Origin of the sequence: Ramlibacter sp., from assembly GCF_050250995.1 — a bacterium.
In the GTDB taxonomy this organism is placed as follows: Bacteria; Pseudomonadota; Gammaproteobacteria; order Burkholderiales; family Burkholderiaceae_C; genus Ramlibacter.
In genome coordinates, this window is record NZ_JBFWNP010000006.1 from 1 (window position 1) to 21,466 (window position 21,466).

The window sequence follows — 21,466 nt, forward strand, 5'->3', positions numbered from 1 at the left end:
CTACACGACGCTCTTCCGATCTCTTCGAGAAGACGATGGTCATGAAGGCCGGAGTGGTGCCGCCGCCCATGCAGGCGGCTGCGCCCGCGCCGGCCATGGCCGGCGGCGCGGCCACCGCGGTGGCGCAGCCCGCGGGCGACCCGGGTCCGATCGCGGGGAGCATCAAGGTGCTCTCAGGCGCGGCGGCCGGCCGCGAAGTCGCCCTCGTGAAGGTGGTCACGACCATCGGCAAGCCCGGCGTCGCCGTGGCCGCGATCACGAAGCGCCCGCACGGCTTCGTCGTGGCGCACGTCGAGGGCTCCAACAAGCCGACGCTCAACGGCGCGGCGATCGGCGCGGAGCCCGTGACGCTGAAGAACGGCGACCTGCTCGAACTGGCCGGTACACAGATGCAATTCGTGCAGGCGCACTGAGCCGGGGTTGCCCCGCCCCCCGACCATGAGCCTGTTCGCCAAGCACTGGTCGCGCATCGCGGTCACGCTGATCCCGCTGGTCTTCGCGCTGCTCCACGCCTCGGGCGCGCTGAAGCTGCACGTGCTGCAGCGGCTCGACGACATCATCTACGACGCTCGGTTGCGCGCGACGATGCCGAAGACGCTCGACGATCGCGTCGTGATCGTGGACCTCGACGAAAAAAGCCTGGCCGAGGTCGGCCGCTGGCCCTGGAGCCGCAACCGCATGGCCGAGATGGTCGACGAGCTGTTCGACCGCCAGAAGGTCGCGCTCGTCGGCTTCGACGTCGTGTTCGCGGAGCCCGACGACAGCTCGGGCCTGAAGCAGCTGCGCCAGCTCGCGCAGGGCGAACTGAAGGACCAGGCGGCATTCAACGAGAAGCTGGCGCAGTTGCAGGGGCGTCTCGACTACGACGCGATCTTCGCGAAGGCCCTGTCGAACCGCCCGATCGTCATGGGCTACTACTTCACCGGCGAGACCGACAGCGCCGCGGGTGTGCTGCCCGCGCCCGTGATGGGCCGCGAAGCGCTGCAGGGCCGGCCGATCCGCTTCTACAGCTGGACGGGTTTCGGCTCCAACATCGCGCCGCTCGCGAAGGCCGCGCCCACCGGCGGCTTCTTCAATCCGCTGGTCGACACCGACGGCATCGTGAGGTCGGTCCCCCTCGTCTCCGAGTTCAAGGACAACTACTACGAGTCGCTCGCTCTCTCCATGTTCCGCATGGTCATGGGCAAGCCGAGGGTGGAGCCGGGCTTCCCCGCCGACAAGGTGGTGTCGCGCAGCTACCAGGGCCTCGAAAGCATCCGCCTGCGGCTGGGCGACAAGTCGATCGCGATCCCGGTCGCGGAAGGCGTCGCGACGCTCGTGCCGTTCCGCGGCCCGGGCGGGCCGAAGGGCGGTTCGTTCAAGTACGTCTCTGCCGGCGACCTCGTCCACAAGCGCCTGCCGCCCGAGAGCATCAAGGGCAAGATCGTCCTCGTGGGCACGACGGCGCCCGGACTTCAGGACTTGCGGGCCACGCCGGTCGGCGAGGCCTACGCCGGGGTCGAGGTCCATGCCAACCTGATCTCCGGTTTCCTCGACGGCAAGATTCCGGTGCGGCCCGATTACGCGCTGGGATACGACATCGTCGTCCTCGTGATCGCCGGACTCACGCTGGCCTTCGGCCTGCCGCTGCTCTCGGCGACCCGCGCCATCCTCCTTAGCCTGGCCGTCATCGCCGCCGTCGTGGGGGTGAATTTCTGGCTCTATGCCGGCGCAGGCATCGTCATGCCGCTGGCGGCGGCGCTCGTGATGTGCGCCACCGCGTTTGCATTGAACATGAGCTACGGCTACTTCGTGGAAAGCCGCAGCAAGCGCGACCTGGCGCATCTGTTCGGCACCTATGTCCCGCCGGAGCTGGTGGACGAGATGGCGAAGGACCCTCTCAGCTACAGCATGCAGGCGACGAACAAGGAGCTGACGGTGATGTTCTGCGACATGCGCGGCTTCACCAAGATGTCCGAGACGATGCAGCCGGTGCAGCTGCAGGAGCTGCTCAACGCCGTCTTCAACCGCCTCACCGACGTCATTCGCGGCAACCGCGGCACCATCGACAAGTACATGGGCGATTGCGTGATGGCCTTCTGGGGCGCGCCGGTCGACATTCCCGACCACGGCAGCCTGTCCGTGAAGACGTCGATCGAGATGACCCATGCCCTGCGCGCGATCAACGAAGAACATGCGGCCAAGGGCCTGCCCCAGATCGGCATCGGCATCGGGCTGAACACCGGCATGATGTGCGTCGGCGACATGGGCTCGGAAGTGCGCCGGGCGTACACCGTGATCGGCGACTCCGTGAACCTCGGCTCGCGGCTCGAGGGTCTGTCGAAGGCCTACGGGGTCGAGATCGTCGTGAGCGAGACCACGCGCAAGATCGCGACGGGCTTCGCCTTCCAGGAGCTCGACCTCGTGCGGGTCAAGGGCAAGGAGCAGGCGGTGGCGATCTATCTGCCGCTCGCGCCGCTCGGCGAAGTCGACAAGGCGACGCAGGAGGAGCTCAAGGTCTGGAATGCTTTCCTGAAAGCCTACCGGGCACAGGACTGGGACCAATGCGACGTCCTGATGCTGAATCTCCGGCGGATGAACGCGAAAAAATACCTTTACGAGCTGTACTCCGAACGTGTAGCCTCGATGCGAATGCTGCCCTTCGATCCCTCGTGGGACGGCGCCACCAACTTCGAAACGAAATGACCGCCCCCACGCTCTGCGCTGCGCGTCGTCGCTGCCGAAGGGGGCTGACGTGAAGGTGCGCGTGCTGGGCTGCTCCGGCGCCATCGCCAGGGACTGTCGGACCACCTCCTTCGTGGTCGACGGCGACCTGCTGATCGACGCGGGCACCGGGGTGGGCGATCTCACGCTGGAGGAGATGCAGGGGATCAAGGACGTGCTGCTCACGCACTCCCATCTCGATCACGTCGCCGCGCTGCCGCTGATGATCGACTCCATCGCGTCCACGCTGACCGAGCCGATCCGCGTGCATGCGCTTCCGGGCACGATCGCGGCGCTCAAGGCGCACGTGTTCAACAACGTGATCTGGCCCGACTTCAGCCGCATCCCGACGCCGCAGCAACCCTTCGTCACCTTCCACGACATCCAGGTGGGGCAGGTGCTCGAATTCGGCGGCAAGCACGTCGAGGTGCTGCCCGCCGTGCATACCGTGCCGGCATGCGGCTACGCGGTCACGAGCGGGCACGGGTGCTGGGTCTTCACGGGCGACACCGAGCGCAACCCCGCGTTCTGGCGACGGCTGAATCAGCTGGACGTCGCGGCGCTCGTGATCGAGACGGCATTCAGCAACCGCGAGAAGGATCTCGCGCGCCGCAGCCTGCACCTGTCGCCGCATGCGCTGGCCGACGAGCTCGACTGCATCGACAAGAGCAAGAGTTATCCGATCTACATCACGCACACGAAGCCCGCGGAGACCGAGCTGATCATGACGGAGATCCAGCGCTTCGACCAGACGCAGCCGTTCGGCCCGAACGTCGTACACGACATCCGCTGGTTGAGGGCCGGGCAGGAGTTCGAGATATGAGCGTCGCCGGGCCGCCCCACGGGAACCCCGAAAAATCGCTGCGCGATTTTCCGGGGACCCCGCAAGACGCGAAGGCCCCCTCGGGGGGCAGCGCAGCACACGAAGTGGCAAGCGTGGGGGTCACGATATGAGCGCCGTCCTGAAAACGGAGAGGGACTCGCAGGCGTTCTTCGACTCGCAGATGCTGCCGCCCGAGAAGCGGGGCGTCACGTTCGAGGCGCTGTTCTACAAGCAGCTGCAGCAGGTCACGACCAAGATCCACGAGACGGAGAACCTCGACCAGATCATGCTCGAGGCGAGCCAGGACATCTGCCGCCTGTTCAATGCCGACCGGCTCACGCTCTATGCGGTCGGCGAGGACAAGCAGTCGATCGTGTCGAAGGTCAAGACCGGCCTGAACGTCGCGCGCGACCTGAAGTTGCCGATCAGCACGCAGAGCATCGCGGGCTATGTCGCCTTCGCCAAGCAGATGGTCAACATCGCCGATGTGTACGACGACGACGCCCTGAAGCGCATTCACCCGTCGCTCTCGTTCCTGAAGGAAGTCGACCGCCGCTCCGGCTACCGCACGAAACAGATGCTCGTGGTGCCGATCCTCGACGGGCAGACCCTGCACGGCGTGATCCAGGTCATCAACAACAAGAGCGACCATCCCTTCGGCGACCTCGAGATCGAGGGCGCCACGCAGTTGTGCAAGACGCTCGCCACCGCCATCCGCCAGCGCATGCAGAAGGCGGAGGAGGGCGCGAGGCGCAAGGCGACGAAGTACGACGGCCTCATTTCGGATGGCGTGCTCACCCCGGAGGAACTCACGAAGTGCGTGCAGAAGGCGCGCGAGGAGGCCAAGCCGGTCGAGCACGTGCTGATGAGCGATTTCCAGATCCGCCCCGCGCAGATCGGGCCTTCGCTCGCCAAGTTCTTCGGCGTGCCGTACGAGCCCTTCAACGCGAGCCGCATCAAGGTCGAGGCGCTGCAGGGCAACCTGAAGCGCGACTTCGTCGAGGAGCAGCGCTGGATTCCCCTCGAGGAGACGCCCGACGGCCTCGTCATCATGTGCGTGGACCCGGAGGCCGTGCGCAACTCGCGCATCGTGCCGCAGATCTTCCCCCGCAATCCCAAGCTCGCCTGGCGGGTCACGACGCAGACCGAGTTCGAGGAAACGCTCGCGCAGCTCTGGGGCGTGAGCGCCGAAGAGGGCGGCCAGTCGATGGACGAGCTGCTCGCCGACCTGAGCGCGCCGGTCGACGACGAAGGCGACATCGAGGACGCCTCGGCCTCGGCCGCTTCGGACAACGAACTCGTCAAGTTCGTCAACAAGATCATCGTCGACGCGTACAACATGCGCGCGTCGGACATCCACATCGAGCCGATGCCCGGCAAGCTGAAGACCGGCATCCGCCTGCGCATCGACGGCAGCCTGCAGAACTTCGTGGAGGTGCCCGCGCACTTCCGCCAGGCGCTGGTGACGCGCCTGAAGATCATGTGCGACCTCGACATCTCCGAGAAGCGCAAGCCGCAGGACGGCAAGATCAAGTTCAAGAAGTTCGGCCCGCTCGACATCGAGCTGCGCGTGGCGACGATTCCCTCGGCCGGCGGCGTCGAGGACGTCGTGATGCGTATCCTGGCCGCCGGCGAGCCGATCCCGATGGAGAAGCTCGGGCTCACGCCGCACAACAAGGAAAACCTCGAGAAGACGGTCAGCAAGCCCTACGGCCTGTTCTACGTGTGCGGGCCGACGGGCTCGGGCAAGACGACCACGCTGCACTCGATCCTGAAGTTCCTCAATACGCCGGACACCAAGATCTGGACCGCCGAGGACCCCGTCGAAATCACGCAGAAGGGCCTGCGGCAGGTGCAGGTGAACAAGAAGGCCGGCATCGACTTCGCGCTCGTCATGCGCGCCTTCCTGCGCGCCGACCCGGACATCATCATGGTCGGCGAGTCGCGCGACAAGGAGACGGTGTCGATGGGCGTCGAGGCCTCGCTCACCGGCCACCTCGTGTTCTCGACGCTGCACACGAACTCCGCGCCCGAGTCGATCATCCGCCTGCTCGACATGGGCATGGACCCGTTCAACTTCGCCGACGCCCTGCTCGGCATCCTCGCCCAGCGCCTGGCCAAGCGCCTCTGCGGCGACTGCAAGGAGGAGTATTTCCCCGAGCCCGACGAGATCAAGACTTTCATCGCCGAATACGCCGAGGACCTGCGGCACACGGCAGCCTGGAAGGCCGACTATGCCGGCGAGGCGAAGAAGCTGTACGAGAGCTGGGTGAAGGCGTACGGCGACGGCGGGCGGCTGAAGTTCTACCGGTCGGTCGGCTGCGACAAGTGCAACAAGTCAGGCTACAAGGGCCGCATCGGCCTGCACGAACTCCTGATCGGCACCGACGACATCAAGAAGCTGATCCAGGAACGCGCGCGCGTCGCCGAAATCTTCGTGGCCGCCGTCGGCAACGGCATGCGGACGCTGAAGATGGACGGCATGGAAAAGATCATGATGGGTTTCACCGACCTCAAGCAGGTCCGGTCCGTCTGCATCAAATAGCCCTCGGGCAATACTTTCGTATCTTCCCTTTGGAGGGGGGTCAGCTAATCTCGTGACGCTTCTTTCTTAGGGAGGACTATGAAGCGTCAACAATTGGGTTTCACCTTGATCGAACTGATGATCGTGGTCGCGATCATCGGCATCCTGGCCGCCGTGGCCTTGCCTGCCTACCAGGACTACACCCGACGCGCCCGCGTGTCGGAAGTGGTTCTCGCGGCGAGCAGCGCCCGGACGTGCGTGACGGAGATCGTGCAGTCGGCCGGGGCGTCCAATCTGAGTTCCTGCGCAACGGACTTCCAGTCGACGAAGATGGTCACCGCGCTCACGGTGGGCGACTCGGACGGCCTCATCACCGTCACCGGCGACGCGGCAAATATCGGCGAGAGCGTCACCGTCACGCTGAAGCCGGAGATCCCAGCCGGTACCAATGCCATCTCGAAATGGATCTGCAACGGCACTCCGACCCGTCTCATGCCGGGCTCGTGCCGCGGCAACTGACGAAAGACCGACAGCAACCGACAGGAACGTCGGCAAACCGACAAAAAGCGGCGCTTCGGCGCCGTTGTCTTTTGTGGCACACGGATTGCTGAGCGATGGGCGCTTCTCAACCACCCCTGGAGGAATCATGAAGCGTCAACTGCAACAGGGCTTCACCCTGATCGAACTGATGATCGTGGTCGCGATCATCGGCATCCTGGCCGCCGTCGCCTTGCCGGCCTACCAGGACTACACCCGGCGCGCGCGCGTGTCGGAAGTGGTCCTCGCGGCGAGCGGCGCCCGAACTTGCGTGAGCGAGATCGTGCAGTCCGCGGGCGCGTCGAACCTCGACACCTGCGCCACGAGCTTCACCTCGACGAAGATGGTCGATGCGCTGGCCATCGACGCCACGAGCGGCGTGATCACCGTGACCGGCAATACGACGAACATTGGCGAAGCCGTCACCGTGACGCTGTCGCCCACGATGAGCGGCAACGCCATCAGCCGCTGGACCTGCTTCGGCACCCCCACCAAGCTGATGCCCGGCTCCTGCCGCGGCGCCTGACCTGCCGAGCGTTCGGTTCGCGACACGAAAAGCGGCGCTTGCGCCGCTTTTCGTCTTTCGGGATGACAAAAATTGGCCGCACTGGCCGGATTCGAGAACTTATTTCCGATGCCATATCGATGGCATGCCGATTGCAGAGGCTGACGGCCCCTATTTCAAATCCGGAGTCATTTCATGAAGCGTCAGCTGCAACAAGGTTTCACCCTCATCGAACTGATGATCGTCGTCGCGATCATCGGTATCCTGGCCGCCGTGGCCCTGCCCGCCTACCAGGACTACACCCGCCGCGCCCGCGTGTCGGAAGTCGTGCTCGCCGCCAGCGGCGCCCGCACCTGCGTGAGCGAGATCGTGCAATCGGCCGGCGCGTCGAACCTCGACACCTGCGCCACGAGCTTCACCTCGACCAAGATGGTCGATGCGCTCGCGATCAACGCCACGACCGGCGTCATCACCGTGACCGGCAACACCACGAACATCGGCGAAGCCGTGACCGTGACCCTGTCGCCCACGATGAGCGGCAACGCCATCAGCCGCTGGACCTGCACCGGCACGCCCACCAAGCTGATGCCCGGTTCCTGCCGCGGCTAATCACCGGCCATGACAGCCACGGAAGCGGCCTTCGGGCCGCTTTTCGTTTCGGGCGCGCCCGTACCGCCGAGCGGCTATGCTCCAGCGCCCATGGAACTCACGATCCTCATGCCCTGCCTGAACGAGGCGCGCACGCTGCCCGCGTGCATCGCCAAGGCGAAGGCGTTCCTGGCCCGAAGCGGGATCGACGGCGAGATCCTCATCGGCGACAACGGCTCCACCGACGGCTCGCGCGAGGTCGCCGAAGGCCTGGGCGCGCGCGTGGTCCGTGTCGAGCAGCGCGGCTACGGCGCGGCGCTCCTGGGCGGCATCGCCGCGGCGCGCGGACGATTCGTCATCATGGGCGATGGCGACGACAGCTACGACTTCTCGCGGCTCGACGGCTTCGTCGATGCGCTGCGGTCCGGCGCGGACCTCGTCATGGGCAACCGCTTTCGCGGCGGCATCCTGCCCGGCGCGATGCCGCCGCTGCATCGCTACCTCGGCAACCCGGTCCTGAGCCTGGTGGGCCGGGTATTCTTTCGCGTCGACGTGGGCGACTTCCATTGCGGCCTGCGCGGCTTTCGCCGCGACCGCATGCTGAAACTCGGGCTCGCGAGCCCCGGCATGGAGTTCGCCACCGAGATGGTGGCCAAGGCGGCGCTCGCGCGCTACGACATCCGCGAGGTGCCGACGACGCTGTCGCCCGACGGCCGAAACCGGCCGCCGCACCTGCGCACGTGGCGCGACGGCTGGCGGCACCTGATTTTCATGCTGCTCTTCACGCCGCGCTGGCTGTTCCTGTTTCCCGGTCTTCTGCTGACGGCCGTGGGCGCGGTGGGGCTCGCCTGGCTCGCGCGCGGTCCCATCGTCTTCGAGTACGTCGGCCTCGACGTCCACTCGATGCTGTACTTCAGCGCGGCGCTGATCCTGGGCACGCAGATGGTCCAGTTCGCGGTGCTCGCGAAATGGATGGCGGCGCTCGCCGGCATCGTCGACGAGCCCACGTGGATTGTCGCGGCCAAGCGCTTCGCGCGCGTCGAATGGGGCCTCGCGCTCGGCTTCTTCGTGTTCGTGGCGGGCCTCGCCTGGTCGGCCGAACTCTTCGCCACGTGGCGCGGCGCGGGCTATTCCTCGCTCGATCCGCAAAGCATGATGCGCTCGGTGATTCCGGCCGTCACGATGATGATCCTGGGCGTCCAGGCCATGGCGGGCTCCCTGCTGGCCGGCGCGGTGCAACTGGCATGGAAAGCACTGAAAAGCAGATAGGGCGCGCGTCGCCCGCCGCATCGCCTGCCGCAATGGCCACTGCTTCCTGGCTCCGGTTCGAACTGCTGGCGGTCATGGCGGTCGCCACGGCCGTATTCCTTTCGGTCCCGCTCACCATGGGCCGGCTCGGCCTCGGCTGGGACACGCTCAACCATCACATCTACCTCGGCTGGATGGCGGAGAATGGCCGGCAGTTCCACGACTACTTCGCCGCCGGCGGGCAGTCGGCCCAGTTCCCCTGGCTCTACTGGCCGGTCTACAAGCTGGCGGTGTCAGGCGCGAGCGGCGTGGTGGCCGGCAGCGTGCTGGCGCTGCTGCATCTCGTCACGGTCCCTCCGGTGTGGATGGTCGCGCGCACCCTGATCCCCGGCGAGAACCTGCAGGCCGCGATCTTCCGTGCATGCGCCGTCGCGCTGGCCTTCATGAGCGCCGTGCCGCTGAAGACGCTCGAGGCGACGGGCAACGACCTGCTCGCGGCCGCGCCCTTCCTCTGGTCCTTCGCGCTCGCGCTCGCGAGCTTCGGGCAGGCGCGTCCCGGCCGGCGCGCGTTCTGGGCAGGCGTGCTGGGCGGCGTCGCCGTTGCCTTCAAATTGAGCAACGGCCCGCTCGTGGTGCTCGTGCCGCTCGTGTTCCTGTTCGCGCCGCACGCCTGGTCCGTCCGTGCCCGCACGATCGCCGCGTTCTGCGCGGGCTCGGTGGCCGGGTTCCTCGTGACCTACGGCCCCTGGGGCTACGACATGTGGCGGCTCTTCGGCAATCCAGTGTTCCCGTTCGCCGACGGAGCGTTCGCGCTTCTTCGCGATGCCGTGGGGTGGCGCCGGTGATCCGCTTCATCCCCGACACCCTGCGCGAGTGGCTGCTTCGGCCCATCGCGATGGCCGCGCCCGATGGGTGGGTCTACACCGAGATCTGCGCGCCCGATTTCCGGTTCGCGATCCTGCTGCTGCTGCTCGCGGCGGTGCTCGCATTCCGCATCCGCAGGGACGGCGTGCGGCTCGGGCGGCCGCTGCTGGCCGCGATCTTCCTGTGCGCGATCTCGTTCGTGCCCTGGCTCGCGACCACCGGCAACGGCCGCTACTTCATGCCGTACCTGCTGCTGGTGGGTCCGCTGTGCATCGCGCTCGCGGTGCGGTTGCCGGTGACGGCCGCGATGCGCTCGTTCGTCGTGGTCATGGTCGTGGCGGCGCAGGGATTCGCGCTCGCCCAAAACAGCCCCTGGAAGCCGTTCGACAGCTGGGAGTGGATCCCCTGGCGCGAAGCGCCGTACTTCTCCATCGACACCGCGCCGGTGGCCAACGACAAGGACGTCACCTACGTCGGCATCTCCCTCATGACGCTGTCGCTCATCGCGCCGCAGTTTCCGCCCGAGGTGCGCTGGGTGAACCTGTCGACCTTCGACGGCGCGGACGTCGGCAAGGGGCGCATCCGCCACTACGAGCGGATGAACGAACTGCTCGACGGCGGCCGGCTGCGCCTGCTGCACCGCACGCAGCCGCGCGCGATCGAGGAGGAGGTCATGCAGCCGAACGTACGCGCGGTCACCGAGATCGACGCCGCGCTCGCGCCGCATCGCCTCGCCCTGCGCAAGCCGACCGACTGCGTGCTGCTGCGCTCGCGCAGCCTGTCGAAGCTCACGATGACGATGGAGGGCGATTCGCCGCAGCGCAAGGCGCAGCTCGAAGACCGCGCCGGCTTCTGGGCCTGCACGCTGGTGCGCGTGCCCGACGCGCCGGTGCCCCGCGAGCCGACGCCCGCGGAGCTCCATGCGAAGGCCGTCTTCGAGAAGGTCGAGACACTTTGCCCGCGGTTCTTCCCCGCGGGCCAGGAGACCGTCCGCACCACCGGCACGGTCCACGTGCGCATCTATCACGCGAGCGACTCGATCCTCATGCTCGCGTCCGACGACGAGCTGTACATCAAGTACGAGCGCGCTCTGAATCCGCAGCGGCTCGCGCTCGGCAAGGAGGTCCTGCAGCCCGGCTTCCGGCTCGACTGCAATGCTTTCAGGGGCCGCAGCGGCCTGCCGTGGGAGCGCGCGATTTGAGCGTCCGGCGCATCAGCCTCGACGTGCTCGCGGGCGCCGCCAATTCCGCCGTCGCGCTGATCGCGGCGCTGGTGGCCATGCCGCTGTACCTGCGCTTCCTCGGGTCCGAGGCGTTCGGCGTGCTCGGCTTCGCGCTCGCGCTGCAAACCATCGTGCTCGCGCTCGACGCGGGCCTCGGCATCGGCGCGACGCGCACCGTGGCCGACGCCCAGGCGACGGGTCGCCTGGGCAGCATCGGTCCGCTGCTGAATGCCATCGCGCGCGCGGCCTGGTGGGTGGGCTTCGGCGGCGCGCTGGCGCTCGCGCTGCTCGCGCCCCTGCTCGCCGCGGGCTGGCTGCGGCTGGAGCGCATGCCGGCCGCGCACGCGGCGCAGGCGCTCGCGCTCACCGCGCTGCTGATCGGGCTGCGCTGGCCCATCGCGTTCTTCCAGGGCGTGCTGCTCGGCGCGCGCGAGACCGTGGCCGCGAGCGCGATCCATGCCGTCGGCACGCTCGTCGCCACCGTGGCCGCCATCCTCGCCGCGGCGCTCACCTCCGACCTGCGCGCGGTCGTCGCCGCGCTATGCGTCGTGTCCGCCGCGCAGGCGGCCGTCTTCGCCCGGCGCAGCGCGGCGGTTCACGGCGCGACGCAGCGCGTGCCGGCTGCATCGGCGGTGGCGTACTTCCGCGCCTGCGCCGCAGCGGGCGGGCTCGGCCTGGTCGGCGTGGCCGTGACGCAGATCGACAAGGTGCTGCTCAGCACGCTCGTGCCCGCGAGCGAGTTCGGCTACTACATGCTCGCGAGCCTCATGGCGGGGAGCCTCTATCCGCTGGTCGGCGCCGTCTTCAACGTGCTGTACCCGCACCTTGCGAAAGTGGCGCACGGCAGCCGCGACGACCTCGAAGCCAGCTACCGGAGCGGCACGCTCGCGCTCACGGCCTTCGTCTTCCCCGTCGCCGCCGCGCTGGCGATGTTCGGAGACAGCATCCTGCTTGCCTGGACGCGCGATCCCGTCGCCGCCGCGGCCGGAGGGCCCGTGGTGCGGCTGCTGGCGCTGGGCGCGGGCCTGCATGCGATCATGTACGCGCCCTACGCGCTCAAGCTCGCCCGTGGCGCAACGACGCTGGCCTTGCGCATCAGCCTGTCGATGCTGGCGCTGGCGCTGCCGCTCATTCTTTTCTGCGCGATGCGATGGGGCGCCGTCGGCGCCGCCGCCGCGTGGCTGGCGCAGCATGCGATCTATCTCGCGGCGGGCGCGACATGGACCCACGCACGGCTCATGCCGGGCGTCACGCCCCGCTGGTTCGCGCAGGACGTGGCGCCGCCGGTGCTCGTCTCGCTCGCGATCATCCTCGCGCTGCAGGCGTTCGCGGACGCCGCGTCGCTGCACGCCCTGGCGCGGACCCTGCTCGCCGGGGTCTCGGTGCTCCTCGCCTGGCTCGTGCTGGTGCTCGGCTCCCGGCGCCTGCGTGCCGCGGCCGCGGGCATTCGGAATTCACGGAAGGAAACGGCCTACCATGCGAAACCTGCTGCGTGACTACCTGACCGACTCGCACGACCTGCAGCGCATCGCCATCGCGATCGCGAAGGGCCATGCCAGCCGAAGCGCGCGCCGGCTCGACCCGCGCCGGCCGCCCACATGGGAGTTCTCCGGGTTCAGCCAGAACGGCGAGGACGGCATCCTCGACGTGCTCCTCGCGAGCCTGCGGGCGCCGACGCGCGACTGCCTGGAGATCGGCGCGGCCGACGGCGTGCAGAACAACACGACCTGGCTTGCGCTGACGCAGCTGTACCGGTGCGTGATGGTCGAGGGCAACCCGGCCCTGAGCGCCAAGGCGCGCCGGCTGCTGGGCGCGAGCGCGATCGCCGCGTCGTTCGAGAACCGTTTCGTCACCCGCGACAACGCGGCCGAACTCATCGCCCTCGTCGGCAACGCGTCGCCCGACCTGCTCTCGCTCGACATCGACGGCATCGACTGGCACGTGGCGCAGGCGCTGCTGCGCGCGGGGCTGCGGCCGAAGGTCGTTGCGGTCGAATACAACTCCACGTTCGGGCCCGAGCGCAGCGTGACGATCCCCTACGCGGCCGACTTCGACTACGGCCGAGCGCATGCCACGCGGCTCTACTACGGCGCGTCGCTGCGCGCGTGGCGTTCGCTCTTCGAGCCGCAGGGCTACCGCTTCGTGACCGTCGACCGCAACGGCGTCAACGCGTTCTTCGCCGATCCCGCTGCGTTGGAAGACGGTTTCCTCGACGCCGTGCAGCCGCACGCGTGGGCCGAGAACGTCTACCAGGTGCGCACGAGCGGCGCGCGCGGCGAGGCGCAGTTCGCGCTCATCCGCGACATGGAACTGCTGGAGGTATGACGCCGCCGCGCCTGTCGATCTGCATCGCGACCTACTCGCGCGGCGCCTTCATCGGCGAGACGCTCGAGAACATCCTCGCGCAGTGGGAGCCCGGCGTCGAGGTGATCGTGGTCGATGGCGCGTCGCCGGACGACACGGCCGATGTGGTGGCGCGTGTGCAGGCGCGGCATCCCGCGCTCGTGCTGTATCGCGAAGCCGTGAACTCCGGCGTCGACGCGGACTTCGACAAGGCCGTCGGCTATGCGCAAGGCGAGTACTGCTGGCTGCTCAGCGACGACGACATGCTGCGTCCCGGCGCCGTGCGCACGGTGCTTGCCGCGCTGGAGGACGGCCCGGACCTCGTCGTCGTGAACGCCGAGGTGCGCGACAAGGAACTGGCCGCGATCGTGAAACCCGACCTGCTGCGCATCGGCAGCGACCGCACGTTCGCCGCCGGCGAGCACGAGGCGCTGTTCGCGGCGACCTGCGACTACCTGAGCTTCATCGGCGGCGTGGTCGTTCGCCGCGCGACTTGGCTCGCGCGCGACCGGCGCAGCTACTACGGCACGCTCTTCATCCACATCGGCACGCTGTTCCAGGCGCCCGCGCTCGGCCGCGCGAAGGCGATCGCGCGGCCGCTCGTGAGCATCCGCTACGGCAACGCGATGTGGTCGGGCCGCGCCTTCGAGATCTGGGTGGCGAAGTGGCCGCGGCTCGTCTGGTCGTTCGCGCAGTTCGCCGAGGCGACGCGGGCGAAGGTGATCGCGCGCCATCCGGGCCGCAGCCTGCAGACGCTCGTGTGGTATCGCGCGCTCGGCGTCTACGGCGCCGCGGAATTCGAAAAAGTGTTTGGCGAGGGCGGCGAGCCCCATCATCCGCTCGCGGCCCTCGTGGCGCGCGCGCCCGCGCGGCTGCTCAACGCAGCGATCGCGCTCTGGTGCGCGCTGCGCCGCCCGCCCGGTCGGGCCATGATGCTGTTCGAGCTGAGCCGCGCCGCGAGCGCGAGCGCGATCGCACGGCGGCTCTATGCGGGGCTGTCCGCCGCGCGTCGAACGCCCTAGACGATCTCGATTTCCGGGAACGGAAAAATCATCTTTCCGCCGTCCGCGAGGAACTCCTTCTCGCGTCGCAGGATGCCGTCCTTGAAGTGCCAGGGCAGCACGAGGAAGTAGTCGGGCTTCATCGCGCGCGCTTCTTGCTCGGACACGATGGGGATGCCGGTGCCGGGCGTGAATCGGCCGAACTTCTCGGGATTGACTTCGGCGATGGCGGGAATCTCGGCGGGGCCGAGTCCGCAGAACTGCAGCGTGACGTTGCCCTTGGTCGACGCGCCGTAGCCGACGATCTTCTTGCCGTCGGCCACCAGCGTGCGCACGAGCCGCGTGAGGTCGTCGCGGTGGCGGTACACGCGCTCCTCGAAATCGCGGAACGGCCGCGGCGTGCCGAGTCCCATGCGGTCTTCCTGTTCCAGCATCCAGCCGACGACGGGGTCGTTGGCCTTCAGGCTCTTGTTGGCACGGTGCGTCGCGCTCACCGCGAAGCTGCCGCCGTTCACGTTGTTCATCGTCGCGTCCACGATGCGAAGGTCGGCGGCCTCCAGGATGCGCTGCACGACGCCGAGCGAGTAGTACTCGAGGTGCTCGTGGCAGATCGTGTCGTAGGAGTTGGTGCGCAGCATCGAGGGCATGTAGCTCTGCTCGAAATGCCACACGCCGTCGCTCGCCAGCACCGAGGCGATTTCTCGCGCGAACGCCACGGGGTCCTCGAGGTCGTAGAACATCGCGATCGAGGTGACGATCTTCGCCGCGCGCGGGCTGGCCGTGCGGAAGGCCGCGGCGCTGAAGAACTCGGGGCGCACCACGATGTCGGGCGTGTAGTACGCCATGAACTTGGCGGCGGTCGGGTCGATGCCCACGCGCGTGATCCCGGTGGCCGCGTACGACTTCAGCAGCGTCGCGTCGTTGCTGCCGATGTCCAGCACCACGTCGCCGGGCGACAGCGGCACGAGCCGTTCGAGCATACGGACCTTGCCCGCGAGGTGGTCCACCATCGACTGATTGAGGCCGGAGCGATAGCCGTAGTTCTCGCCATACATCTCGCCGGGCTCGAACGAATGGCGAAGCTGCAACAGGCCGCTGTCGGGCGACCACACGAGTTCGAGCGGGGACACGGGCACCGCTTCGTCGCGGCTTTTCGGAAAGTGGCCGGTGAGTGCCTGCGACCCGAGGTCGAGAACGGTCACCAGCTGGCCGGTGCGCGCGATGCGGCACCGTTCGATTCGTGTGTTTTCCGCCATCGCGACCTGCGCCTCCTCGAAGGTATTATGAACCGATGACCACAACGCTCGTGACGGGACTCGCCGGCTTCGTCGGCTCCTGGGTCGCGAGCGAAGTGCCGGATGCGGCGGACCTCGTCGATGCGCGGGGCCGCGTCGACATCGGCGATGCGCAGCGCGTGCGCGATGCCGTCGCGCGACTGCGGCCGACGAGCGTCATCCATCTCGCCGCGCAGAGTTCGGTGCCGGTGGCGTTCGCCGATCCGCTAGGCACGTATCGGACCAATTTCCTCGGCACGTTGCATCTCTTCGAGGCGCTGGCCGCCGCGGGCTTTCGCGGGCGGGTGCTGTACGTGAGTTCGGCCGAGGTCTACGGCAGCGTGGCGCCCGAGCGCTTCCCGGTCCCGGAAGACACGCCTTTCGCGCCGCGCAATCCCTATGCGGTGGCCAAGATCGCGTCCGAGGCGCTTTGCCGCCAGTGGAGCCTGACCGGGCCGTTCGAGATCGTCGTCGCGCGCCCGTTCAACCACATCGGGCCGCGGCAGAACCCGAACTTCGCCATCCCCGATTTCGCGCGCCAAGTCGTCGCTTTTCGCCGCGGCCGGGGCCCGGGGGCGCTCAAGGTCGGCGACCTGGATCGCACGCGCGACTTCACCGACGTGCGCGACATCGTGCGTGCCTACCTCGCGCTGCTCGTGCATGGCGAAAATGGAGAGGCCTACAACGTGTGTTCCGGCATCGAGCGCGATATGCGCGACGTGGTTCGCCTGCTGCTCGACATCGCCGGGGTCGACATGCGCCTGGAGGTCGACGCGCAACGGCACGTGGCGACCCAGCAAAGCCGCATGCGGGGCAGCCCCGCGAAGCTGCATGAGCGCACCGGCTGGACGCCGCGCATTCCCCTCGAGCGCACGCTCGCCGACGTGCTGGACCACTGGGAGCGGCAGGACACCGCGTCCGCGTGAGGCGCGGCCGTTCAGTCGCGCCGCGGCAGCAGTCCGCGGCCGGTCAACACGTTGGCCAGCACGAGCCCGCGGAACAGCACGTCGCCCGCGAGCGTTTGCCGCAGGCGGCGCGGTGCGAACACCAGCCGCGCGACGGAAGCGGCATGGCGCGGATCGAAGCAGCGATCGAGCAGGCGCGTCTGCTCGGCCGACAGCCGCGCGCCATGCACGGCGCGGAAGTTCGCGATCTGGTCGAAGCAGATGTGGACCCAGTTGGTCTTGCGCAGGAAGCGCACGATGCCGGCGTAGCGTGCCAGCCCCTCGCCCATGCCGATGGCGTTCGCACCGTGCTGGCGGTACAGGATGGTCGGCTGCGGGTCGTAGACCACGCGGCCGAACGCGGAGACGACGAGATAGAACCACCAGTCGTGGAAAAAGATGCGCCCGGCATCGCCGGGGTCCCGCAGCAGGCGCAGCGCGGCCGGATTCAGCGCGCAGGTGCAGCCCGTCACGATGTTTTCCGTCAGCGCGTTCTGGAAGCCGGGCGGGCGCGGCCACGTGGGCGAGTGGCCGAGCGGCTGCAGCTCGGGCGAGACGAGGGCGAGGCGCGAGCAGTAGAGCGTCGGCAACTCGCCCGCCGGGCCGATCGCGGCCCAGGCGCGTTCGATCTTGTGCGGCAGCCACACGTCGTCCTGATCGGACAGCATGACCATCTCCGTGCCCGACGGCACGAGCGCGAGCAGCGCGAAAAAGCTGCGCACGAAGCCGAGGTTCGCGCCGCGATGCATCACGATGCGAGCGTCGGCAAAGCCCTCCACGAGATCGGCCGTCCCGTCGCGCGAGCCATCGTCGCGCACAATCAGGCGCCCGTGCGGCGGCAACTGGGCGAGGATCGACTCGACCTGCTGCCGCACGAATCTCTCGCCGTTGTAAGTTGACATGAGAACGACGACTCTCACGCTCCGCGCTCCTTCCCCGCACGTCTTCATTATGGCGGCGTGCCTGCTGCTTCCCTGGATCAACCCCTTCGCGGCCGGCCCCTCGCCCACGGTCCATCCGTGGCTCGCGAGCGCGCTGTGCGCCGCGGCCTTCGCGGCGGCCGGCGGCCTGCGGCGCATTCCCTGGGGCCTCGCGCTCGCCTGCATGCTCGTTGCCGCATGGGCTTTCGCGCGCAGCGGCGTCACGCTCGACACGCTCGCGCTCGCGGGCGGTCTCGTGCTCGTCGCGCTCGCGGCCTCGGCGGCCCGCGCGTTCGCGGCAACGCCGGAGGGCGCGCCGACGATCGCGGGTACGTGGGTGGCCGCGGCGGTCATCAGCACCTTCATCGCGCTCGCGCAGTATTTCGATGTGGCGGCATTGTTCGCGCCCTTCGCGAGCGCGTCGCCCAACGGCGACGCCTTCGCCAACCTCCGCCAGCGCAACCAGTTCGCGTCGCTCACGGCGATCGGCTTCGCGTCGCTCGCGTGGTTCGTCGGCCGGCGCGGGCTCGGCATCGCGTCGGCCATGGCCGCCGTCCTGCTGGCGGTGGGCAACGCCGCGACGACGTCGCGCACGGGCATGCTCGAACTGCTGGTGCTCGCGGCCCTCGCGGCGGCGTGGCCGGGCGAGCGGCGCGCCGAGCGCATTCGGCTCGCGGCGCTGGCGCTCGTCGCCTATTTCGCCGCGACGTGGACGCTGCCCTGGCTGCACGACTTGGCCGGCTCGGGCGACAGCCTGTCGATCTGGCGCCGCACCCCCGGTGGCGAAGGCTGCAGCAGCCGCCGGGTTCTCTGGGCCAACGTCCTGCAACTCGTCGCCCAGCGGCCGTGGACCGGGTGGGGCTGGGGCGAGCTCGACTACGCGCACTTCTCCACGCTGTACGACGGCGCGCGTTTCTGCGACATCCTGGACAACGCGCACAACCTGCCGCTGCACGTCGCGGTGGAACTCGGCGTGCCCGCGACGCTGCTGCTCGCCGCGGCCGGCGCATGGGCGACGCTGCGCGCGCGGCCCTGGGCCGAAGCCGATGGCACGCGCCGGCTTGCGTGGTCGGTGCTGGCCGTCCTCTTCGTCCACAGCATGCTCGAGTACCCGCTGTGGTACGGACCGTTCCAGCTCGCTGCGGGGCTATGTCTCGGCGTGCTCTCCGCGCGCGGGGACGTCGAAGCCCCGCGCGGCCGGTGGCGGGCGCTGCTGCCGGCGGCCGTCGCGCTGGCTGTCGCTTTCGTCGCCTACGATTACCGGCGCATGAGCCAGATCTACCTGCAGCCCGAGGCGCGCGCGGCCGCGTATCGCGAGAACACGCTGGAGCATGTGCGCCGTTCGCGCATCTTCTCGGCGCAGGCGCGCTTCGCCGAGCTCACGCTGGCGCCGCTGACGCGCGAGAATGCCCAGTGGTCGCTCGACGAGTCGCTGGCGCTGCTGCACTATTCGCCCGAGCCCAAGCTGATCGAGAAAGCGGTCGAGAGCGCGACGATGCTCGGCCGCGACGATGTCGCGCTCTGGCATCTCGCGCGCTTCCGCGCGGCGTTCCCCGAGGCGCATGCGGAGTGGGCGGCGAAGCTGGGGTTGGCGGGGGATTCGTGAAGGGCGGCGTCAGGCCGGCGCGACCCAGTCGCCCGACTTGCCGCCGTGCTTTTCCAGCAGCCGCACGCCGCCGATCACCATCCCCCGATCCACCGCCTTGCACATGTCGTAGATCGTGAGCAGGGCCACCTGCACGGCGGTCAGCGCTTCCATTTCGACGCCGGTGGGTCCGATGGTTTCGGCCGTCACGGTACACACCACGGCCGAAGGCGCCTGCAATTCGAAATCGACGGCCACGCGGGTCAGCGCCAGCGGATGACACAGCGGAATCAGCTCGCTCGTCTTCTTCGCCGCCTGGATGCCCGCGATCCGGGCGATGCCGATCACGTCGCCCTTTTTCGTGGTGCCGGATTGCACCAGCGCGAAAGTCGCCGGCAGCATCTCGATGCGGCCCGTCGCGACGGCGATGCGCTTCGTCGCCGCCTTCGCGCCGACGTCGACCATGTGCGCCTGACCTTGCGCGTCGAAGTGCGTCAGCGAACTCATGAACGAACCTTCACCCCGGCTTTACCCATCTCGCGCATGATACGGGCATGACCGGGTCCAGGACAGCCGCCGCCTTGCTTGCCATGTCGCTGCTGGCCTTGCCGCTTTCGGCGCAGACGCCCCTGCCCTCGCTGGGTGGCGGCGACGGCGACATGAGCGTCGCGGCCGAACGCAGGATGGGCGAGCGCATCGCGCGCGAACTCTTTCGCGACCACGACTACATCGACGACCCCATCGTCGTCGAGTACGTGCAGAAGATCTGGCAGCCGCTGCTGGCGGCGGCGCGCACGCGCGGCGACCTCACGCCGGAACTCGACGAACGCTTCGCCTGGCAGGTGCTGCTGGGCAAGGACCGCACGATCAATGCCTTCGCGCTGCCGGGCGGCTGGCTCGGGCTGCATATGGGGCTCATCGCCGTCACGGCCACGCGCGACGAACTCGCGTCGGTGCTCGCGCACGAACTGAGCCACGTGACGCAGCGCCACATCGCGCGGATGATGACGCAGCAGAGCCGGCAGACGCCCTGGGTCATCGGCGCGATGATCCTCGGCGCGCTTGCGGCGAGCAAGAGCCCGGAGGCGGGCAACGCGATCATCACGGGCAGCCAGGCGGCGGCGGCACAGGGGCAGCTGAACTTCTCGCGCGACATGGAGCGCGAGGCCGACCGCATCGGCTACGGCGTGCTCACGCAGGCCGGTTTCGAGCCGCAGGGCTTCGTGGGCATGTTCGAGAAGCTGCAGCAGGCCGCGCGCCACAACGACTTCGGCGCGTTCCCCTATCTGCGCACGCACCCCATCAACACGGAGCGCATCGCCGACATGCAGGCGCGCCAGCAATTGCTGCCGCGCGCGCCCGCGGCCGCGCCGACCTTCGAGCACGCGATGATGGCCGGCCGCGCCCGCGTGATCTCGAATCCGAACGTGGATGCGCTGCGCGCGCAACTGGGCGAGCCGAACATGGGCACGTTCGCGAGCCTTGCGCCGTCGCGGCAGGCCGGCGTGCTGTACGCAGCCGCGCTCGCGGCGTCGCGCCTGCGCGATGGGGCGGCGGCGCAGACCTGGCTCGCGCGCCTGGGCGCGGTGGCCGCCGGCGACCCCGCTGGCGCGCGCCTCGCTCGCCTGCTCGGCGCCGAGATCGCGCTGGCGGCGGGCGACCCTTCGAAAGCGTTGGCCACGCTCGACACGGCGTCGTCCGCGCGGCCCGAGGCCCTGCTCGTCGCGCAGGCGCGGCTCGCGGCGCGGCGCATTCCGGAGGCGACGAATCAATTGCAGACCTGGGTCGCGACCTGGCCGCGCGACGCGACGGCGTGGCAGTTGCTCGCCCAGGCGTATGCGGCGCAGGGACAGGCCTTGCGGTCGATCCGTGCCGAGGCCGAAGGGCGAGTGGCGGAGCTCGACTACGCGGCCGCCATCGACCGCCTGAAGGCCGCTCAGGAACTGATTCGGCGCGGCGCCACCGACCACATCGAGGCGTCGATCATCGACACCCGGACGCGGCAGGTGGAGTCACTTCTTCGCGAACAGGCGCTCGAGCGCTGATTCGATGACGATGCCGAGCACGGTGTAGATCAGCGAGCCGACCAGCGCCGCGACGAAGTCGCGCACCTGGAAGCCGTCCAGCAGGCTGGCCGCGGCCCAGAACACGAAGGCATTGATGACGAAGAGGAAGAGCCCGAGGGTGAGGATCGTGACGGGCAGCGTCAGCACCACCAGCAGGGGCCGCACGAACGCGTTGAGCAGGCCGATCACGAACGCGGCGAGAAGCGCCGAGCCGAAGCTCGTCACCTCGACGCCGCTGTAGAGGTAGGCCACGAACAGCAGCGCCGAGGCGCTCAGTCCCCATTTCACCAGGAGCTTCACCATGGCGAAGAAGGATAAC

At 68.6% G+C, this 21,466-nt stretch carries 20 protein-coding genes; 16 read left to right on the top strand and 4 right to left on the bottom strand.

Annotated elements, in window-relative coordinates; all coding sequences use genetic code 11:
• The 13 genes from AB7E83_RS07160 to AB7E83_RS07220 all read left to right on the top strand — a co-directional run.
• A partial coding sequence (locus AB7E83_RS07160) for an FHA domain-containing protein (protein WP_428567097.1) occupies positions 1–413 on the top strand: 413 nt, incomplete at its 5' end.
• 25 nt (positions 414–438) lie between these two features.
• Positions 439–2,685, top strand: coding sequence for a CHASE2 domain-containing protein (locus tag AB7E83_RS07165; RefSeq protein ID WP_428567100.1), 2,247 nt, complete (start codon positions 439–441; stop codon positions 2,683–2,685).
• A 49-nt stretch (positions 2,686–2,734) separates the two neighbouring features.
• The gene (locus AB7E83_RS07170) at positions 2,735–3,526 is read left to right on the top strand and encodes a 3',5'-cyclic-nucleotide phosphodiesterase (protein WP_428567103.1); all 792 of its coding nucleotides are present in this window, start codon (positions 2,735–2,737) and stop codon (positions 3,524–3,526) included.
• Positions 3,527–3,653: 127 nt separating this feature from the next.
• On the top strand, positions 3,654–6,071 hold the full coding sequence (locus tag AB7E83_RS07175) for a GspE/PulE family protein (protein ID WP_428567104.1): 2,418 nt from the start codon (positions 3,654–3,656) through the stop codon (positions 6,069–6,071).
• A 78-nt stretch (positions 6,072–6,149) separates the two neighbouring features.
• Complete coding sequence (locus tag AB7E83_RS07180) at positions 6,150–6,569, top strand: pilin (RefSeq protein ID WP_428567106.1); 420 nt, start codon at positions 6,150–6,152, stop codon at positions 6,567–6,569.
• Positions 6,570–6,696: 127 nt separating this feature from the next.
• Complete coding sequence (locus AB7E83_RS07185) at positions 6,697–7,113, top strand: pilin (RefSeq protein WP_428567109.1); 417 nt, start codon at positions 6,697–6,699, stop codon at positions 7,111–7,113.
• Positions 7,114–7,287: 174 nt separating this feature from the next.
• Complete coding sequence (locus AB7E83_RS07190; RefSeq protein WP_428567111.1) at positions 7,288–7,701, top strand: pilin; 414 nt, start codon at positions 7,288–7,290, stop codon at positions 7,699–7,701.
• 9 nt (positions 7,702–7,710) lie between these two features.
• On the top strand, positions 7,711–8,949 hold the full coding sequence (locus AB7E83_RS07195) for a glycosyltransferase family 2 protein (protein WP_428567112.1): 1,239 nt from the start codon (positions 7,711–7,713) through the stop codon (positions 8,947–8,949).
• Positions 8,950–8,981: 32 nt separating this feature from the next.
• On the top strand, positions 8,982–9,773 hold the full coding sequence (locus AB7E83_RS07200; RefSeq protein WP_428567114.1) for a hypothetical protein: 792 nt from the start codon (positions 8,982–8,984) through the stop codon (positions 9,771–9,773).
• Positions 9,770–10,993 carry a hypothetical protein gene (locus tag AB7E83_RS07205; RefSeq protein WP_428567116.1) on the top strand — a complete coding sequence of 408 codons (1,224 nt, stop codon included), beginning with the start codon at positions 9,770–9,772 and terminating at the stop codon, positions 10,991–10,993. Before AB7E83_RS07200 ends, AB7E83_RS07205 begins: the two co-directional genes overlap by 4 nt.
• Positions 10,990–12,510 carry a lipopolysaccharide biosynthesis protein gene (locus AB7E83_RS07210; RefSeq protein WP_428567118.1) on the top strand — a complete coding sequence of 507 codons (1,521 nt, stop codon included), beginning with the start codon at positions 10,990–10,992 and terminating at the stop codon, positions 12,508–12,510. The genes AB7E83_RS07205 and AB7E83_RS07210 overlap by 4 nt, the downstream gene beginning before the upstream one ends.
• Entirely contained in the window at positions 12,491–13,339 is an 849-nt protein-coding gene (locus AB7E83_RS07215) for a hypothetical protein (RefSeq protein ID WP_428567121.1), read from the top strand. Before AB7E83_RS07210 ends, AB7E83_RS07215 begins: the two co-directional genes overlap by 20 nt.
• Entirely contained in the window at positions 13,336–14,379 is a 1,044-nt protein-coding gene (locus tag AB7E83_RS07220) for a glycosyltransferase family 2 protein (protein ID WP_428567123.1), read from the top strand. Before AB7E83_RS07215 ends, AB7E83_RS07220 begins: the two co-directional genes overlap by 4 nt.
• Here the strand turns inward: AB7E83_RS07220 and AB7E83_RS07225 are convergent.
• Entirely contained in the window at positions 14,376–15,614 is a 1,239-nt protein-coding gene (locus tag AB7E83_RS07225) for a class I SAM-dependent methyltransferase (RefSeq protein ID WP_428567125.1), read from the bottom strand. The genes AB7E83_RS07220 and AB7E83_RS07225 overlap by 4 nt on opposite strands.
• 35 nt (positions 15,615–15,649) lie before the next feature.
• On the opposite strand from AB7E83_RS07225, the gene AB7E83_RS07230 reads away from it, so the two are divergent.
• A complete protein-coding gene (locus AB7E83_RS07230) occupies positions 15,650–16,558 on the top strand; it encodes a GDP-mannose 4,6-dehydratase (protein WP_428567128.1) in 909 nt (302 codons plus the stop codon).
• 11 nt (positions 16,559–16,569) lie between these two features.
• Here AB7E83_RS07230 and AB7E83_RS07235 read toward each other — a convergent pair whose 3' ends face one another.
• A complete protein-coding gene (locus AB7E83_RS07235; RefSeq protein WP_428567130.1) occupies positions 16,570–17,496 on the bottom strand; it encodes a glycosyltransferase family 2 protein in 927 nt (308 codons plus the stop codon).
• On the opposite strand from AB7E83_RS07235, the gene AB7E83_RS07240 reads away from it, so the two are divergent.
• Positions 17,477–19,102, top strand: a complete 1,626-nt coding sequence (locus AB7E83_RS07240; protein ID WP_428567133.1) for a PglL family O-oligosaccharyltransferase — start codon at positions 17,477–17,479, stop codon at positions 19,100–19,102. The two genes, AB7E83_RS07235 and AB7E83_RS07240, sit on opposite strands and share 20 nt — an antisense overlap.
• 9 nt (positions 19,103–19,111) lie before the next feature.
• Here the strand turns inward: AB7E83_RS07240 and moaC are convergent, their stop codons facing one another.
• Positions 19,112–19,588, bottom strand: a complete 477-nt coding sequence (moaC, locus tag AB7E83_RS07245; RefSeq protein WP_428567136.1) for a cyclic pyranopterin monophosphate synthase MoaC — start codon at positions 19,586–19,588, stop codon at positions 19,112–19,114.
• Between the two features lie 47 nt (positions 19,589–19,635).
• Between moaC and AB7E83_RS07250 the strand changes: the two genes are divergently transcribed.
• Entirely contained in the window at positions 19,636–21,126 is a 1,491-nt protein-coding gene (locus tag AB7E83_RS07250; protein WP_428567138.1) for a M48 family metalloprotease, read from the top strand.
• Here the strand turns inward: AB7E83_RS07250 and AB7E83_RS07255 are convergent.
• Positions 21,094–21,447 (bottom strand): phage holin family protein, encoded by a 354-nt coding sequence (locus tag AB7E83_RS07255; protein WP_428567364.1) that lies wholly within the window; start codon positions 21,445–21,447, stop codon positions 21,094–21,096. The two genes, AB7E83_RS07250 and AB7E83_RS07255, sit on opposite strands and share 33 nt — an antisense overlap.
• Positions 21,448–21,466 lie beyond the last annotated feature (19 nt).